The sequence below is a fragment of the Duganella sp. AC237 genome (genome assembly GCF_979254035.1).
Window position 1 is genome coordinate 2512594 of record NZ_CEEDEW010000003.1, and the last position, 16894, is coordinate 2529487.

At 61.7% G+C, this 16894-nt stretch carries 15 protein-coding genes and 2 tRNA genes; 9 read left to right on the forward strand and 8 right to left on the reverse strand.

What is annotated here, in order from left to right; genetic code table 11:
* The first annotated feature begins 31 nt into the window (after positions 1-31).
* From folP to AC0IYS_RS11565, 4 genes are all read left to right on the forward strand, one after another.
* Entirely contained in the window at positions 32-871 is an 840-nt protein-coding gene (gene folP / locus AC0IYS_RS11550; RefSeq protein WP_471705272.1) for a dihydropteroate synthase, read from the forward strand.
* A gap of 49 nt (positions 872-920) precedes the next feature.
* Positions 921-2273, forward strand: a complete 1353-nt coding sequence (glmM, locus tag AC0IYS_RS11555) for a phosphoglucosamine mutase (RefSeq protein WP_471705273.1) — start codon at positions 921-923, stop codon at positions 2271-2273.
* A gap of 82 nt (positions 2274-2355) precedes the next feature.
* Positions 2356-2432, forward strand: a tRNA-Pro gene (locus tag AC0IYS_RS11560).
* A gap of 71 nt (positions 2433-2503) precedes the next feature.
* Positions 2504-2580: transfer RNA gene (locus AC0IYS_RS11565), tRNA-Arg, on the forward strand.
* Positions 2581-2622: 42 nt separating this feature from the next.
* On the opposite strand, the gene AC0IYS_RS11570 is transcribed toward AC0IYS_RS11565, so the two are convergent.
* The 4 genes from AC0IYS_RS11570 to AC0IYS_RS11585 all read right to left on the reverse strand — a co-directional run bounded on the left by AC0IYS_RS11570 (position 2623) and on the right by AC0IYS_RS11585 (position 7420).
* Positions 2623-2832 (reverse strand): hypothetical protein, encoded by a 210-nt coding sequence (locus tag AC0IYS_RS11570; protein ID WP_471705274.1) that lies wholly within the window; start codon positions 2830-2832, stop codon positions 2623-2625.
* A 23-nt stretch (positions 2833-2855) separates the two neighbouring features.
* Positions 2856-3086, reverse strand: coding sequence for a hypothetical protein (locus tag AC0IYS_RS11575; RefSeq protein ID WP_471705275.1), 231 nt, complete (start codon positions 3084-3086; stop codon positions 2856-2858).
* A 159-nt stretch (positions 3087-3245) separates the two neighbouring features.
* Entirely contained in the window at positions 3246-5345 is a 2100-nt protein-coding gene (locus AC0IYS_RS11580; RefSeq protein ID WP_471705276.1) for a TonB-dependent receptor, read from the reverse strand.
* 125 nt (positions 5346-5470) lie between these two features.
* Positions 5471-7420 carry a CocE/NonD family hydrolase gene (locus AC0IYS_RS11585; RefSeq protein ID WP_471705277.1) on the reverse strand — a complete coding sequence of 650 codons (1950 nt, stop codon included), beginning with the start codon at positions 7418-7420 and terminating at the stop codon, positions 5471-5473.
* A 318-nt stretch (positions 7421-7738) separates the two neighbouring features.
* Here AC0IYS_RS11585 and AC0IYS_RS11590 point away from each other — a divergent pair, with 318 nt between their 5' ends.
* Positions 7739-8326 (forward strand): FxDxF family PEP-CTERM protein, encoded by a 588-nt coding sequence (locus tag AC0IYS_RS11590; RefSeq protein ID WP_471705278.1) that lies wholly within the window; start codon positions 7739-7741, stop codon positions 8324-8326.
* A gap of 54 nt (positions 8327-8380) precedes the next feature.
* Here AC0IYS_RS11590 and AC0IYS_RS11595 read toward each other — a convergent pair whose 3' ends face one another.
* A complete protein-coding gene (locus tag AC0IYS_RS11595; protein ID WP_471705279.1) occupies positions 8381-9274 on the reverse strand; it encodes a LysR family transcriptional regulator in 894 nt (297 codons plus the stop codon).
* 104 nt (positions 9275-9378) lie between these two features.
* On the opposite strand from AC0IYS_RS11595, the gene AC0IYS_RS11600 reads away from it, so the two are divergent.
* On the forward strand, positions 9379-10236 hold the full coding sequence (locus AC0IYS_RS11600; protein ID WP_471705280.1) for a type 1 glutamine amidotransferase domain-containing protein: 858 nt from the start codon (positions 9379-9381) through the stop codon (positions 10234-10236).
* A gap of 115 nt (positions 10237-10351) precedes the next feature.
* Positions 10352-10975, forward strand: a complete 624-nt coding sequence (locus tag AC0IYS_RS11605; RefSeq protein ID WP_471705281.1) for a flavin reductase family protein — start codon at positions 10352-10354, stop codon at positions 10973-10975.
* A 6-nt stretch (positions 10976-10981) separates the two neighbouring features.
* Here AC0IYS_RS11605 and AC0IYS_RS11610 read toward each other — a convergent pair whose 3' ends face one another.
* Positions 10982-12064: a type II asparaginase gene (locus AC0IYS_RS11610; protein WP_471705282.1), complete on the reverse strand. Its 1083-nt coding sequence runs from the start codon at positions 12062-12064 to the stop codon at positions 10982-10984.
* A gap of 138 nt (positions 12065-12202) precedes the next feature.
* On the opposite strand from AC0IYS_RS11610, the gene AC0IYS_RS11615 reads away from it, so the two are divergent.
* A complete protein-coding gene (locus tag AC0IYS_RS11615; RefSeq protein ID WP_471705283.1) occupies positions 12203-12562 on the forward strand; it encodes a hypothetical protein in 360 nt (119 codons plus the stop codon).
* Between the two features lie 31 nt (positions 12563-12593).
* On the opposite strand, the gene AC0IYS_RS11620 is transcribed toward AC0IYS_RS11615, so the two are convergent.
* Both AC0IYS_RS11620 and AC0IYS_RS11625 read right to left on the reverse strand, forming a co-directional pair.
* Positions 12594-13715, reverse strand: a complete 1122-nt coding sequence (locus tag AC0IYS_RS11620; protein WP_471705284.1) for a patatin-like phospholipase family protein — start codon at positions 13713-13715, stop codon at positions 12594-12596.
* 90 nt (positions 13716-13805) lie between these two features.
* Positions 13806-15950: a TonB-dependent receptor plug domain-containing protein gene (locus AC0IYS_RS11625; protein ID WP_471705285.1), complete on the reverse strand. Its 2145-nt coding sequence runs from the start codon at positions 15948-15950 to the stop codon at positions 13806-13808.
* Positions 15951-16254: 304 nt separating this feature from the next.
* Here AC0IYS_RS11625 and trhA point away from each other — a divergent pair, with 304 nt between their 5' ends.
* The gene (gene trhA / locus AC0IYS_RS11630; protein WP_471705286.1) at positions 16255-16872 is read left to right on the forward strand and encodes a PAQR family membrane homeostasis protein TrhA; all 618 of its coding nucleotides are present in this window, start codon (positions 16255-16257) and stop codon (positions 16870-16872) included.
* The last annotated feature ends 22 nt before the right edge of the window (positions 16873-16894 follow it).

Genomic DNA, 16894 nt, shown 5'->3' on the forward strand with positions numbered 1-16894 from the left:
GCCCTTTTTCATTCCCCCACCCATTTTCTTCATGCGATCCACATTACAGTTCGGCCGATTCAATTACCCCCTGCAAGGCGAGTCCGCGCGCGCCCGCGTGATGGGCATCCTCAACGTCACCCCCGATTCGTTTTCCGACGGCGGCCACTACCAGTCGCTGGAGTTCGCCATCTCGCACGCCGAGCAAATGATAATCGACGGTGTAGACATCATCGACGTCGGCGGCGAATCGAGCCGCCCGGGCGCGCCGCCGCTGCCGCTGGAAGACGAGCTGCGCCGCGTGATGCCGGTGCTGTACGCGCTGCGCGACCAGGGGCCGGCGATCTCGGTCGACACCTACAAGCCGCAGGTGATGCGCGAAGCCATTATCGCCGGCGTCGACATGATCAACGACATCAACGGCTTCCGCGCGCCGGGCGCGCTGGAGGCGGTGCGCGACAGCGACTGCGCGCTGTGTATCATGCACATGCAATCCGATCCGCAACATATGCAGCTGGCGCCGTCGTACACCGACGTAGTGGCCGAAGTCATCGCTTTCTTGCGGGAACGGATCGATGCCATGATCGCATCGGGAATTGATCCGCGTCGATTGTGCATCGATCCCGGCTTTGGCTTTGGGAAGACGGTGGAGCATAATTACGCCTTACTCAGGGCCACAAGGCGGTTGATTGCGGAACTGGATATGCCGTTGCTGGCGGGCTTGTCGCGCAAATCGATGGTTGGCGCGGTGACGGGCAAACCGGTCGAGCAGCGCATGGCCGGCAGCGTCGGCGGCGCGCTGGCGGCGGTGGCGCACGGGGCGGTGATCGTCCGCGTGCACGACGTCGCCGAAACGGTTGACGCCCTCAAGGTATGGCAAGCGGCACATTAAAATAAGCAATAATTAAATAATAACAACACGACGATAAAGAGCACACGACATGGCACGTAAATATTTTGGCACCGATGGTATCCGCGGTCTGGTCGGCGAATCGCCGATCACGCCCGACTTCGTTATGCGTCTCGGCTACGCGGCCGGCAAGGTCCTGGCGGGCGCTCCGCGCACCGGCGGCAAGCGACCGACCGTCCTGATCGGGAAGGACACGCGCATCTCTGGCTACATGCTGGAAGCGGCGCTGGAGGCCGGCTTCGCGGCGGCCGGCGTCGACGTCATGCTGGCCGGTCCGATGCCGACCCCGGCGATCGCCTACCTGACGCGCGCGCTGCGCCTGTCGGCGGGCGTGGTGATCTCGGCGTCGCACAACCCGTTCCAGGACAACGGCATCAAATTCTTCTCCGACCAGGGCACCAAACTGCCCGATTCGGTCGAACTCGACATTGAAGCCGCCTTGGACCTGCCGGTGGTCTGCGTGCCATCGGAAAAACTGGGCCGCGCCAAGCGCCTGGACGACGCCCAGGGCCGCTACATCGAATTCTGCAAGAGCACCTTCCCGAACGAGTTGGACCTGCGCGGCATGAAGCTGGTGGTCGACTGCGCGCACGGCGCCGCCTATAACATCGCCCCGCATGTGTTCCACGAGCTCGGCGCGGAAGTAATTGCCATCGGCAATAAGCCGGACGGCTTCAATATCAACCTCGGCCACGGCGCGACCGCGCCGGAAGCGATGGCTGCGGCGGTGCGCGCCCATGGCGCCGACCTCGGCATCGCGCTGGACGGCGACGCCGACCGCCTGATCATGTGCGACGCCAATGGCCGCCTGTACAACGGCGACGAGCTGCTGTACCTGATGGTCATGGACCGCATGGCCACCGGCCCGGTGGCCGGCGCCGTCGGCACGCTGATGACCAATATGGCGGTCGAGGTGGCCTTGAAAGAGAAGGGCGTCGGTTTCGCCCGCGCCAAGGTCGGCGACCGCTACGTGCTGGAGGTGATGCAGGAAAACGGCTGGCTGCTGGGCGGCGAAGGCTCCGGCCACCTGCTGTGCCTGGACAAGCACACCACCGGTGACGGCATCATCTCGGCGCTGCAAGTGCTCTCCGCGCTCAAACGCGCCGGCAAATCGCTGGAAGAGTGCACGGCCGAGCTGGTGCTGTTCCCGCAAACCCTGGTCAATGTGCGCGTTGCCCCGGGTTTCGACTGGACCAAGAACGCCGCCATGGTGGCCGAAAAGGAAAAGGTCGAGCGCGAACTGGAAGGCAGCGGCCGAGTGCTGATTCGCGCCTCGGGCACGGAACCTTTGATCCGCGTGATGGTCGAAGCACGTAACGCCAAGGACGCGGATTCGATGGCCCAGCGCATCGCCGACAAAGTGGAAACGCAGTTGGCGGCATAGGGTGCCAACTGGGTTCAGCAATGAAAGATTAATCCGGCCCTCACATTGACGGCGAGGGCGCCAAGCGTTAGAATACTGTCTTCGGAGTGTAGCGCAGCCCGGTAGCGCACCTGGTTTGGGACCAGGGGGTCCAAGGTTCGAATCCTTGTACTCCGACCAAGAACTTTTAAAACGGGTTGTCTCTGACAACCCGTTTTTCATTTCCGCGATGAGTTCTCGTCGCGTTATCTCTGCCCATAGCTCAGTTGGATAGAGCATCAGCCTTCTAAGCTGAGGGTCGCAGGTTCGATTCCTGCTGGGCAGGCCAAAACATTCCCTATCTCGTTATTTCAGAGCCGGTCGTCGCAGTTCAGTGAATGAATCTCGCTGCCGCGAATGCGATGCCTGAAATGGCAACCGCTGTTCCGATAAACCATTTCAGCAGCGTGCCTTCCATCTTTGCAAGATCCTCTTTCGTTGCATAGTTTGATTTCACCACTGCTAAATCAACGTCCAGCGCAGATAGCAGGTCCAGGATATTTTGGTTTATCGATATTAGGTTCGCTATTCGGTTTTCCATAGCGGGATCTTTCGATCAAAAAACTAATTAAAAAATCTTGCTGCAGCAAAGGCTAATCCCGCAATAGTGACCGCCGTGCCGATGAACCATTTGAGCAAAGTGACCTCTAATCTTGCTATGTCTTCTTTTACTTTTGCGACGTCCTCTCTTGTCGCGTAATTTAATTTGATTACGGCCAAATCTACCTCAAGAACTGTGACCCGTTCCAAAGTTTTCTCAGCCATTAGTTCAAGCGACGAAGTCCGTGTTTCCATTGGATTGCTGCTCCCTCAATTCTTTTTTGCGCTACCAAGCCCGACCTATTCGTTAGACAGCGTCCTGAAGGGAAGGTTCAGCTGCCAACATCTAACTCAGAAGTCAGAGGGGCGTGCCAAAAATTAGCGCAATCGCACCGATTTCTGGCACATGATCCCTTAGAAGCGGTAGCGGGCGGTCAGCTGCACCGAGCGGGGTGAGCCGGGCAGGTTCAAATTCTTGCTGCTGCCGTGACCCGCTACGATGTAAGCGCGGTCGAAAAGGTTTGTCAGGTTCAAGGTCAAATCGACACCCGCGTGCCGATAATAGGTCATCGCGTCCGCAGTAACGTAGCTAGGCAGCGTTACCGTATTGCCCGGATTGGCGAAACGGTCGCCCACATAATTGACGCCGCCGCCAACGCCGAAACTGCCGCCAAGCGCTCTGCTCACCCATAAATTAGCGGCGTGCTTGGGAGTTAATGTCGGACGTTTTCCTTGGACGGCTTGGCCGTCATCCCGCGCGATGGAGGAAGTCATCGCTGCATCCAAGTAGGAATAGCCCGCCCATGTCTTCCAGCCATTACCCAAATCACCATTGAACGTCAGCTCTATGCCTTTGGTCCGCTGCGTGCCGAGAGGTAATAACTGGAGCGTCAGTGGGTCGGCGGTTTTAATATTCGTGCGCGTCAACTGGAATATGGATACGCCCGCCGAGGCGCGGCCATTGAACAAGTCATATTTGGCGCCGATTTCTTTATTCTTAGTAATCTCCGGCGCCATTTGTGCATTCGCCGCGGTTAATGCGAAGCCTTCACCCGAAGGCTGGAACGAACGGCTGAACGACGCGTAATACGATTGCACCGTGTTCGGCTGATAAACCAGGCCCGCGCGCGGACTCCAATTACGGTCGGTGCGGCTGACGTTCGGAACACCCACACGCCTTTCGACATTCTCCTGCTCAAACCGGTCGTAGCGAATACCTGCCAGCGCTTTCCATTGCGGCGCCAAGGTCACCATGTCTTGCAAATAAGCGCTGGCAATATTGAAGATGCCCAGGTTATTCGACGTCGGCGCGCCGCCGGCGGTGAATGGCACCACCGGATTGACCGGGTTAAACAATGACACGGTTGCCACGTTGGCTTGCGAACGCACCAGCTGATTCTTGTTCTGTTTGCCGAACTCGACACCGTACAGTATCTGATGCTGCATGCTTCCCAGTTCCGCCAGTTGCGTCAATTCAGTCTGGTTCGAGTAGCCGTCCTCATCGCGGGCGACATTGCCACGGGTGAGGGAAGCGGTACGCGCCGTCTCGTTGACCGAACCCACCAAGGTATTGTTGCGGTCGAGCGAGTAATCGTAGTGGCGGAAGGCGTTGCGGATCGACAGTTGGGGATTGAAGCGGTGGTCCAGGGTGAAACCGTAGGTCTTCACCTCCGACTCGCTGTAGTCGAAGTCTTCGGCGTTGGCCGCCCCGTAATAAGTACCCGCCGGCACGTCGACCGCGCGTCCCTGATACGAGGGGATGCCGAAGTCGGTCACGCGTTTGTCTTTCAGATACTCCGCCTGTAGCAGCAACAGCGTGTCCGCGCCCAGCTTGAACTGCACCGACGGCGCCAGCGCCTGGCGCTTGAGGAATTGCTGGTCGCGATAGCTGTCCGAGTCTTCCGCCGCGCCCGTCACCCGGAAGGCGACGCCGTTGTCGGTCAGGTTGCGCGCCAGGTCGAATTCGCCGCGTTTCTGTCCCCAGCGGCCCACTTGAAGGCTCACTTCGCTGCGGTCGATGCCCGGCTTTTTGGTGATGCGGTTGATCATGCCGCCGGACGAGCCGCGGCCATACAGCACCGAAGCTGGCCCTTTGATGACCTCGATCTGTTCGACATTGGATAAATCGCGGAAATACAGCGCATCGTCGCGCATTCCGTCGACAAACTGGTCGCTGATGGCGCTAAAGCCGCGAATGGTCACCTGGTCGCGCTGGCCGTCGCCGTGCGACAGGCCGATCCCCGGCACCGCCTTGAGCACATCCTGCATCGAGCGCGCGCCTTGATCGCGCAGCAGTTCCTGCGGCACGACGTTGATGGTTTGGGGAATGTCGCGCAGCTGGGCGTCGATCTTGGTGCCGGTGGTGGAGGTGGTGGGACGGTAGCCGTCTGCTTCGCCGCTAACGGTCACGACCGGCATGGCCTGCTCGGGCGCCGCGCCGGTCTGCGCCAGCGCGGCGTTGGCAAAGGAAAGGCTGGCCAGCATCAGGGCCAGCGGGGTCTTGGTCAGTGTCATGTGAATCCCTCGAAGTAGTTGTTGGCTGGCTACTTGGGTCGCATGACACTTCGCTGGCTAAATAGGAATAATTATCATCTGGATTATCCTCCTAAGATGCTAGTAACGCAAGAATCCGCGTTGAATCAGCGCGCCGCTGGCATGAGCTGCACTTCAATGCCAGAGTACATCGACGGCGACCGATAAATCCGCTGGGTCGCCTTTTGGAAATCCTCGGGCTTGGCTTTCGGAATGTCGACAAAAGTCTGGGGATTCAAGTCCACCAGCGGGAACCACGAGCTCTGGATCTGCACCATGATGCGGTGTCCGCGCCGGAAGGTGTGGTTGACGTCGCTCATGGTGTAGTTGACCGCCTCCACCTTGCCCGGCGTGAAGGGTTGCGGGTTCTCGAAGCCGTTGCGGAACTTGCCGCGCAGCGGATCGCCGCGCACCAGTTGCTGGTAGCCGGCCATGGTCAAGGTCGGCTTGGGCACGTCGGTGCGGTGCTCGTCGCTCTGTCCGGCGTTGGGATAGCTCGACGGGTAGACGTCGATCAGTTTGACGACCCAGTCGGCGTCGGTGCCGGTGGTGGAGACGAACAGGCGCGGCTTGACCGGGCCGCTCAGGGTCACGTCCTCTTCCAGCACCTCGCTGCGGTAGGTCAGCACGTCCGGCCGGGTCGAGGCGAAGCGCTGGTCGCCCACCATGTATTCCTTCGGCACGCCGGTCGCGGGATAGGCGGTGTACGGCACCGGCTTGCGCGGATCGGCCACATATTCGTCGAAGGCCTGGGCCGCGCCGGCAGGCTGCTTCCAGTCGAGCGTGCCGTTCGGTCCCAGATACAGGGTGCGGGTCTGGGCCTGCTTCGGCGGCCACGCAGCGTAGTTGCGCCAGACATTGCTGCCTGTTTCAAACGCATACACCTCCGACACATCCTTGTTCGGCACGCCTTTGAGATGCTGCTCGAAGAACGGGAATTCGATCTTGCTGCGGAAGTAGTCGCCGGTCTTCGAGTCGAACTGGACATGGCCCAGGCTCTTGCCGTCGTAGCGGCTCCAGCCGCCATGCGACCACGGACCCATCACCAGCCCGCTGTAGATGCCGGGATTGTTGCGCTTGATCGTGCTGTAGGTGGTCAGCGGGCCTTGCAGGTCTTCGGCGTCGTACCAGCCGCCCACCGTCAGCACCGCCGCCTTGATGTTTTTCAGGTGCGGCGCGATGTCGCGCGTTTTCCAGAACTCGTCGTAGGTCGCGTGTTCGATGGTGGGCATCAGCAGCGTGCGCTGGTTTGCCGTCATCGTGTTGGTGATGTTCGACAGCGTCAGGTGCGAGAGGAAGAATTCGTAGGCGTCGGCGGTGCCGTAGTCGAAGCGGGTCCAGCTTTTCGGCAGCGGCGTCGGGTTCGGCACGTCCACGAAGGCGGAGTAGAAATCGAAGTTCGCCGACAGCATGAAGGCGCCGCCGTGGTACGAATCGTCGTTCATGTACAGATTGGTCACCGGCGCCTGCGGCGAGGCCGCCTTGATGGCCGGATGTGAATCGATGATGCTGGCCGAAGTGTAAAAGCCCGGATACGAGATGCCCAGGATGCCAACCTTGCCGTTGTTGTTGGGCACGTTTTTCAACAGCCAGTCGACGGTGTCGTGCATGTCCTGGCTTTCGTTGCCTTCGCCTTTGGCGCGCTTGGGGTTGACGTGCGGCGTCATCTCCTGCCACTTGCCCTCGGACATGTAACGGCCGCGCACATCCTGCTGGACGAAGATATAACCGCTTTGCTCGAACTCGGGCGACGGCCCGACATGGTCCGGATAAAAATCGACACCGTAGTGCAGCTCGTCGTCGATTTCCACGCCGGCGCTGTAGGGCGTGCGTTCCATCAGGAAGGGATAGCGCTTGCTGGCGTCCTTGGGCACGTAGACGGCGGTGAACAGGCGCACGCCGTCGCGCATCGGAATGCGGTATTCGTACTTGGTGTAGTGCTCGCGCAGATTGTATTTTGCCGGCGCGTCGACCGCGGCGGCCGGAGCGGAGACGCAAAGTCCGCCCAGCACGAGCGCGTTGAGGGCAAAGGCGAGGGCGGTGAGGCGCGATGTCATGGATTCCTTGTAATCTGAAAAGCGAAGATGCATTAGTGTAATGCCAGTGGATAACTTTGGCTGCGACAAATTTTCGCACCGGCACATTTCTCTTTAAAAACATCAACTTGCCGGATGGGGGTGAGGCTTGTTAACAGCCTTATCCACAGAATTTGTTAACAACCGTCGATGATGCCATAAAAGCAATAACCTGTACTTTCGACACTTGTGTTGGTTACCGCACAGTTGATGCTGAGACAAAACTATATTCTCCGCATCACCGAATAAGGGTGTTCGGTAACTCTAATTGCTCAAATATTCACTATTGCGGAAATAAAAATGAAAATCAAAAATATCTTGTTGGCATCGATGATCGCAGGCGCCAGCCTGTTCGGCTCGGCCGCTTACGCTGCGAACGTGGGACAAACCGTCAGCATCAACCTGGAAAACGATGGCGCCGGCGGCTTCAACGCGCATTTCGGCAATACCTACGGCAGCGCTGACCGCACCAACACGTTCACCGACAAATTCATGTTTGCCCTGAACTCCAATTTCGACTCGTCCACCTCGCTGACGTCGAGCTACCTGTCGTCGAAGACCGTCAAGGATCTGCAGATCACTTCGTTCAACCTGGTGAAATATGATCCGATGACCAGCGCCGTGCTGGACACCTACGTCGGCAGCAACTTCACCGGTAATGGCGCGCATCCGACCGACCGTTGGGAACTGACCGCGACGGGCCTGTCGGCAGGCAGCTATTTCATTCAAGTTGACGGCCTGGTTGCCGGCACCGGCGGCGGCGCTTACGGCTCCGACCTGACCATCGCCGTGGCGGCGGTGCCGGAACCAGCAACCTACGGCATGATGGCCGCCGGCCTGGGCCTGCTGGGCTTTGTCGCACGCCGCAAGCAAGCCAAAAAAGCTTAACCTAGGGTAGGTGTTGCACGACGCGTCCGAGCCTACGAACTCGGACGCGTTTTTTTATGGCTGCAAGCTATCGATCAACGCCCTGCAAGCGGCCGACATGCGCCGATGCGGCGGATAAATCAGCGAAAACGGTTTGCTGCGGCCGCCTAAAGCCGGCAGCACTTCGACCAGTTGGCCGGCCCGCAGCCGTTCGTCGGCGACAAAGCGGTAAGTCTGGCAAATGCCCAAGCCTTGCTGCGCCAAGGTCACCACCCCCAACACATCATCGGCCACGCGCATGCGCGCGGGCGCCGTCCAATCGACATCCTTTCCGTCCACCCTCAGCAGCCACGGCGACAGCCGGCCCGTGCTCGGCATGGTGAACGGCAGGCACGCGTGGCGCGCCAGATCGTCCAGTCCCGTCGGCGTGCCCGCCCGCCGCAGATAGTCTGGCGATGCGACCAGGCAGATGCCGGCCTCGCCGAGGCGCTTGGCGGCCAGGCCGCTGTCGGCCAATTCCCCCAGCCGTATCGCCATGTCGTAGCCTTCTTCGACCAGATCCACATTGCGGTTGGAAATGCTTAGTTCGATCATGACTTTCGGATGCAACTCCATGAAAGGCCGCAGCAATTGAGGCAGGCGATAGTGGCCGTAAGTCGTCGGCGCGCTGATGCGTATCGTGCCCGACAGCTCGCCGCCCTGGCCCTGAATCGCGCGCTCGGCATCGGCGATCAGTCCGAACGCGCTGCGCGCCTGCTCCAGATACAAGGTGCCGGCCTCGGTCACGCTCAGGCAGCGCGTCGTGCGGCGCATGAGTTGCACGCCCAGCCGCGCTTCGAGCCGGGCAACGGCGCGGCTGAGCACAGAGGGCGTCGTACCCAGCGCCACCGCCGCGGCGCTGATGGTCCCCTTGTCGACGATGGTCACGAACGCTTCCACATCCCCCATATGATCGAATTGCCGCGCCATTCCCACCTTTCAAGAACAAATGATTTGAGTTTTCGGTTATTTACACACTTTACAGTCATCAATAAAGTAACGCCATAGCAAAACACCTCAGCAGGAGTACTTTCATGACAAATGCCATCCGCAACGCCTTCGCCACCGCCGCCACCGTCGCATTGGGTTTCTCGGCCTTGGGCGCCAACGCCGCCAACGTACTGGTCGTCCTGTCGGACGCGTCGCAGCTGGAACTGCGTGACAACCGGACCTTCGACACCGGCTTCTACGCCAACGAACTGATGCAACCAGTCAAGAAGCTGCTGGACGCCGGCCACACGATCACCTTCGCCACGCCACTGGGCAAGGCGCCGTCTCTGGACCGCCATTCGGTCGATAAGATGTACTTCGACAATGACGAGGCCAGCATGCAACAGCATCTGGCGTTGCTGGAAAAGTTACGCATCACGTCGGCGGAGCAATCGCCGGTGGTCAGCCTGGCACGGGTGGAGCAGGGCGGTTACGCCCGCTATGACGCGCTCTATGTTCCCGGCGGCCACGCGCCGATGCAGGATTTGCCGCACAGCGCCGCGCTGGGACGCTTGCTGCGCGACTTCCACGCGCGCGCCAAGCCGACCGCGCTGGTGTGCCATGGCCCGATCGCCTTGTTGTCGGCGTTGGAGCGGCCCGAGCAGTTCACCCGCAAGCTGATCTCGCCGGCCGCCTCCGTGGGGGCGGCGCCGGCATGGATTTATGCCGGCTACCAGATGACCGTCATTAGCAATAGCGAGGAAGCGGCGGCCAAGGGCATGTTGAACGGTGGCACAATGAAATTCCTGCCGCAGACGGCCTTGCAGCGCGCGGGCGGCATCTACAGTAGCGCCGCGAACTGGCAAAGCAAAGTGGTGGTGGACCGGGAGCTGATCACCGGCCAGAATCCAGCCTCGGCGTCGGCCGTGGCGGACCAGCTGCTGGCGCGCCTGAAGCGATGACGCAAGCGCGGCCGCGTCATCCGCAGGCCGGACGAGTCCGCTCGAGAGCACAATTCACCTCCTTGTGCGAAAATCCGGCCATGGCGCCGTGGCGCGCCGCACTCACCGGAACCATATGACCGACCGCTATTTTTACCAGCCATCACAGGGCCACGGCCTGCCGCACGATCCCTTCAACGCCATCGTCGGACCGCGTCCGATCGGCTGGATTTCCTCGCGCGGCGAACAGGGTAACCTCAACCTGGCGCCCTACAGTTTTTTCAACGCCTTCAACTACACGCCGCCGCTGATCGGCTTTTCCAGCCAGGGACGCAAGGACACGCTGCGCAATATCGAGCAGACCGGCGAGTTCGTGTGGAATCTGGCGACGCGCCCGCTGGCCGAGGCGATGAACGCCAGCTGCGCGCCGGCGCCGCCGGAAGTGGACGAGTTCGTGCTGGCGGGACTGACGCCGGCGCCGTCGCGCATCGTCGGGGTGCCGCGCGTGGCGGAAAGTCCGGTCGCGTTCGAATGTAAATGCACGCAGATCATCCGCCTGCAAAGCGCGTCGGGGGAGCCGACCAATGGCTGGCTGATCATGGGGGAGGTGGTGGGCGTGCACATTGCCAACGAACTGCTGCGCGACGGCATCTATGACACGGCGGGCTCGCGCACGATTTTGCGCGGCGGCGGCCCGGCCGATTACTTCGAGATAGGACCGGACAGCCTGTTCCGCATGCGGCGGCCAGACTATCCGTAAGGCACATTAATACGTGTAGAACATCTTCTGCACGGCCTTGCTGTCATTGGTTTTGGTCAATGCCAGCATCAGCAGGATGCGCGCTTTTTGCGGATTGAGCGTGTCGGCGGCAACGAAGTCGAGCTCGTCGTCGTTGGCTTCGCCGTTGCGCGCCAGGATGCCCTGGCCGACGCGGCTGCCACGCACGATCATCACGCCCTGTTTGCGGGCGGCGATCAGCGCCGTCTTGACCGAGGCGGCCAGGCTGCCGTCGCCGACGCCGGCGTGGATGATGCCCTTGGCGCCGGCGGCGACCAGCGCGTTCAGCGCGACCGGGCCGACGTTGGCGTAGCCGTAGACGATGTCCACTTGCGGCAGTTTGTCCAGTTTGCTGATGTCGAATTCGGTGTCAGCGGTGTGCTTGCGGGTCGAGGCGCGGTAGAAGTAAGGCTTGTTGCCCTGGATGTAGCCCAGCAGGCCCAGTTCGGTGGTCTTGAAGCTGTCCGGGGTCGAGGTGTTGGTCTTGCTCACGTCGCGCGCGCTGTGGATCTGGTCGGCCATGGCCACCAGCACGCCTTTGCCGGCGGCGTCGGGACTGGCGGCCAGCAACACGGCGTTGTACAGGTTGATCGGGCCGTCGGCCGACAGCGCGGTGCCCGGGCGCATGGCGCCGACCAGCACGACTGGCTTCTTGCTTTTCACGACCAGGTCGAGGAAGTAAGCGGTTTCTTCCAGGGTATCGGTGCCGTGGGTGATGACGATGCCGTCCACGTCCGGCTGCGCCAGCAGCACGTTGACGCGCTTGGCCAGGGTCAGCCAGTGTTCGTTGGTCATGTTTTCGCTGGCGATCTGGAACACCTGCTCGCCCTTGACCTGGGCGACCTTGGACAGTTCCGGCACCGCCTTGATCAGGGTATCGACGCCGACGGTGGCGGCGGTGTAGCCGACCGTGGTGGTGCTGCTGGCGCCGCTGCCGGCGATGGTGCCGCCGGTGGCGAGGATGGTCACATTGGCCAGTTTGTCCGCTGCCTCCGCATAGCTACCAAGCAACAAAGTACAGGCCAGTAAAACTTGGTAAACACGGTTGGTAATATTATGGTTATGTAACATGCGATCTCCTGATCAAACTGTAAAGCTTGGGATAGTAACAAATACACAGTCTGTCAACAATGCAAGGTGTTGCGGCGTTACGGTTGACAGACCTGCTATATTAGAGGTGATTGAGGGAATTACAAAAGAGAAAACATTATGACTTTAGCAAACACCCTTCGCCGGGGTGCGGTGCTGTCGGTGGCCTTGGCGCTGCTGGCTTGTGTGACCGCCTGCGGCAAAAGCCAGGCGCAGAAGCAGCAGGAAGAGGTTCTGACACAGACCAGTTTGGGCGAGAAATATGTGAAGGAAAAGATCCGCGACCCTGGTTCGGCGCAATTTCGCAACCAGTTCATCGGCAAGGGCGGCGCGCCCTGCGGCGAAGTCAACGCCAAGGATGCCTTCGGCGCCTACATCGGGTTCCAGCGCTACATCTCGGTCGCCCGCGGACTGACCTTGCTGGCGCAGGACGTAGCCCCGGCCGAGTTCGAGGAGTCGTGGCGCGAACTGTGCCGCTAGCGGCGGCGTCCCCGTTGGGCCGCCCAACAGCTTACGCCTCGCGCAACCGCTTGCTGTATTTGGTTGCGCGGCGCACCGGCGGATGCTTCCCGGCCGGATGCGCCAGCGCCTCCGTCGCCCGGTCATAGCCATACTGCCACTGGTCGTTCATGTGCTGCACAAAGGTGTCGTACGTCGACGGCATCGCCAGCTCGATGCGGTTGCGGCGCCAGTGCAGCTTTTGCTGCAACTGCTGCTTGGCCAGCACCCGCGACACATCGGACGAGTCGATGCGCAGGTCCGCCAGATACGTGTTGGCATACCGCAGGCGCGCGTTGCCGTTCAATCCCAGCACCGCGCGCCAGGCCGGTATCGAGAACACCTGGTCGAACGCCTCCTTGAACTCCATGATCACCTCGTCGCCGAGCCGGCGCGCGATTTCGACCGGGAACAGATCCAGCACGCCGCCGATGTATTCGTCGCCGCCATACTGGCGGCAGCGGAAGTAGATCATGTCGGCGATCGAGATGCGCGCCGCCTCGGCGATCGGTACGCCGCCGTCGATCAGCAGATCGGCGGACACCGCGTGCCGCCCCCATCGCGCGTCGGCCAGGGGCGAGGACATGCCGCGCAGCGCGGTCGCGGCACGCTCGCCGCAAAACACGGTTTCCGCGAACAGCTTGCGCTCGCCGCGCGGCTGGCCCACTTCCGAAGGATCGAACAGCAGCTTGCCGCCGATGATGGCGACATCGACTTCCGGCGCGCCGCTGGCGGCCGGGAAGGGAAGCTGCGGCGGAATGTCGAACAGGTAGTCGCCGAACAGGTCGGGGATGACGGGCACGCTCGCCGGCGACAGCCTGCGTTTGGCGGCGCGCGCCAGGGTGCCGATCAGCGCGGCGTGGCGGGTCGATTTCAGGCCGCACCAGAACTCGTACATAGCGCGCGAGGCCAGCCACCCGCGCTGCCCGCCCGGGTCGGGCAGGTTGTGGATGATGGTCGCGGCGATGGCGCCGCCGCAACTGGCCAGCAGGATGTCCGGCGCCTTGCCGGCTTGCCTCAGCGCCGCGTACATGCCGATGTAGATGCCAAACCGGAAGCCGCCACCCCCCATCACCATGCATCGTTCATACGGTTTATAGACTTTTTGTACAGGTTCGATTTGTGCGTGCGTCATGGATGAAACCTTACCACAGCACAGCCTTCAATCAAGCGCCGGACCGACGCTTGTCCCACATTTGAATCACCGCCCTTGCCGCACTTGATCCTACAGTTGATATTCCAGCATCACGCGCAGCGTGGCGCTGCCGGGCGTGACAGTCACCCGGTGCCGCATGCCTTCGGCGTCGGCGTAATCGTGCCACTCGGTCGCGGTTTGTCGCAGCAGGTTGCTGCCGGCGATACGCAACTGCGTCTTCGCGTCGATTTTCCATAGCGCGTAAAGATCCAGCTCCCGCTTGGCGCTGCTGCCCAGCCGGACCTGACGCGCCTGCCGCACCGCGCCGCCGGCCTGGTAATTCAGATTGCCGCCGAAGGTCAGCGCCGAGCCATCCGGGCGATAATCCGCGCCGAGGTTGGCGGTGAGCGGCGTCTGCGTCTCCAGCCGGTTGTCGGGTCCCGGCACATTGTCGACGCGCGACCAGTTGCGCGCCAGGTTGGCGCGCAGGTCGATCGCCGGCGCGCCCCGTACAAGGCGGCGCAGCGGCAGCTTGGCCTCCAGCTCCACGCCGCGCACGCTGGCATTGCCGTTGTTGAACGGCGCCTCGACCCATTCGCCATCCTGCTCGAACAGGCGCGTGATCGTGACGTCGCGTATCCGCCGCAGATAAGTGCTGACGCTGACCAGCGCACCGTCGCCCAGATAGTGTTCGTAGGCCGCGTCCAGCCCCCACGCCAGTTCCGGGCGCAGATTCGGGTTACCCTGTTCATCGGGGTTGGTGGGATTATTGTTGTTGTCGTTGGTGTAGCGGCGCGGCACCAACTTGGCCAGCGGCGGCGCCTTGTAGGTGCGGCTGACGGCCAGGCGCAGCACGTCCTTGTTCGGCAGCGCGTAACGGGTTTGCAGCGACGGACTCCAGACCGCCGAGCGCGAGTCCAGCGCATCGGGCGCGTTGGCCGCGTCGGCGCGGCTGGCGGTCTCCAGCCGCTCGTGGCGCAAGCCCAGATACAGCGAGTAGTTCCTGGTCGCCTCCCATTCGTCCTGTATGAAGAAGGCCAGGCGGTTGACGTTGGCGCGGTAGTCGGCGTTGTTGGCGCCGGTCTGCGCGCCGCCGGCATCGAAGGTCCTTTCGTTGCGGTCCTCGTCGCGCACGGCGCGGCTGACATCCCAGCCCAGCGCCAGCGCGTGGCGCTCGCCGACCGGATGGCGATACGTGCCGCTGGCTGTCACGCTGGTTTCCGACGGCCCGGAATCGACGAAGTGCCGCGCCTTGGGATTGCCCTGGTTATCCATGCCGTAGAAGTCGAAGACGCCGCTGCGACGGTTGCTGTTCACACCCAGTTTCGTCTCCAGTTTGGCGCCGTTGGACATCAGGTGGGTCCAATTGACATCGCTGCGCAGCATGACGAAGTCCGCCACGAAGTCGGCGAAGTTGCGCGGATACTCGCTGTTGCCGCCGACCAGCGCCGTCTCGTCGGCGCGGTTGCGATTGTCGACCCGGCGCAGATTGGCGAAACTTTGCCAGCTCACCGTGTCGCCACTTGCCAGCGTCCAGTTCAGGCGTGGCGTCAAGGTCAGCGAGTCCGTGCGGCCGGAATCGGTTTGCGGCGTGCGCCGCAGCACGAGCAGGGCGCCATTCGGGTCACGCTGTTCTTCAAAATCGGTAAAAGGCTTGTCCGTGTGCTTGCGCTGCATCGTCGCCGCCAGGCTGTATGAATAGCCTTTGTCCTGGTCGGAGAGCTGCGCCGTCAGCGTTGGCGTGGTCTCGCCGCCCTGGCGGGCGACGCTGGCGCTGAGCGAACGCTGGCCGCGTTTGACCGCCTTTTTCAGAATGACGTTGATGGCGCCGGCCACCGCCTGGTTGCTGAATTCGGCCGTTGCGCTGCGCATGATCTCTATCCGCTCGATCATCTCCGGGGCGATGGAATCGAGCGAGAATCCGGCCGCCACCGGTTCTCCGTTGAGCATGATCTGTGTATAGCCGTTGCCCAGGCCGCGCATGCTGATCGCGCCGCCCTGGCCTGGTGTGCCGGCGATGCTGATGCCGGGCAGCCGCTTGAGCGCGTCGGACAGGGACTGGTCGCCCTGGCGCACCAGTTCCTCATGTTGGATGACGATGGCGGTGGTGGTTTCGCGCTGGCGCTGGTCGGCGCGGGCGCCCGTGACCTGCACTTGCAGCGGCTCGGGACTATCGGCGGCGCTGGCGGCGGCGGTGATCAGCAGCAAGCTGCTGGCGATTCGGTGTAACGGCATGTGTGGTTTACCCTTGTGTGACGAGTGGGGTGATTATGCGACAAATGTCGCATACAGGTCAATCCGACGTCCATGAATTTGTAACATTGCTTCGTATTAATTCCTAATATGCTACGATTGAGTTTTTGCTAATTGCAAATAAAGTATGGTCGAAGCAGGTTGGACCGAAGGTATCGCGTCGCGGGTACCTGGTCGAATGCCGGTGAACGTGTCAGGCGCGCGATCACGGCCGGGGACGATGCGCTATACAATGCAGCTGGCCGCAGCACTCCCTGCCGTGGCCACATCTGCATTGGAAGCACATATGTATTACGGAGAGCGCTTCAACAGTATCACGCACGTTATCGGCGCGGTGCTGGCCGCCATAGGCGGCACGCTGCTGATCGTGCTGGCGGCGCGCAGCGGCGACATCTGGAAAGTGGTCAGCTTCAGCGTCTACGCGGCCACTTTGCTCGGACTGTATCTGACCTCGACCCTGTATCACAGCACGCGCGGCCGCGCCAAGGACGTGCTGCGGCGGATGGACCATTGCGCCATCTACCTGCTCATCGCCGGCAGCTACACGCCGTTCACCTTGGTCAGCCTGCGCGGGCCGTGGGGCTGGTCGTTGTTCGGCGTGGTCTGGGGCCTGGCCATTGTCGGCATCCTGCAGGAGATCTGGTACGCCAAAGGCGCGCGCGTGCTGTCCCTGGTGATCTATGTCGCCATGGGCTGGGTCGGCGTGATCGGCGCCAGTCCGCTGATCGACGCGCTGGGCTGGAACGGCTTCATGTGGCTGGCCGCCGGCGGCGTGGTCTACACGGTGGGCATCGCCTTCTTCGTCACCGACCACAAATGGCGCTACGGTCACGGCGTCTGGCATTTGTTTGTACTGGGCGGCAGCGCATGCCATTTCGGCGCGGTGCTGCTGTATGTGGCATAACCGTCGCGTAACGATTTTTTTG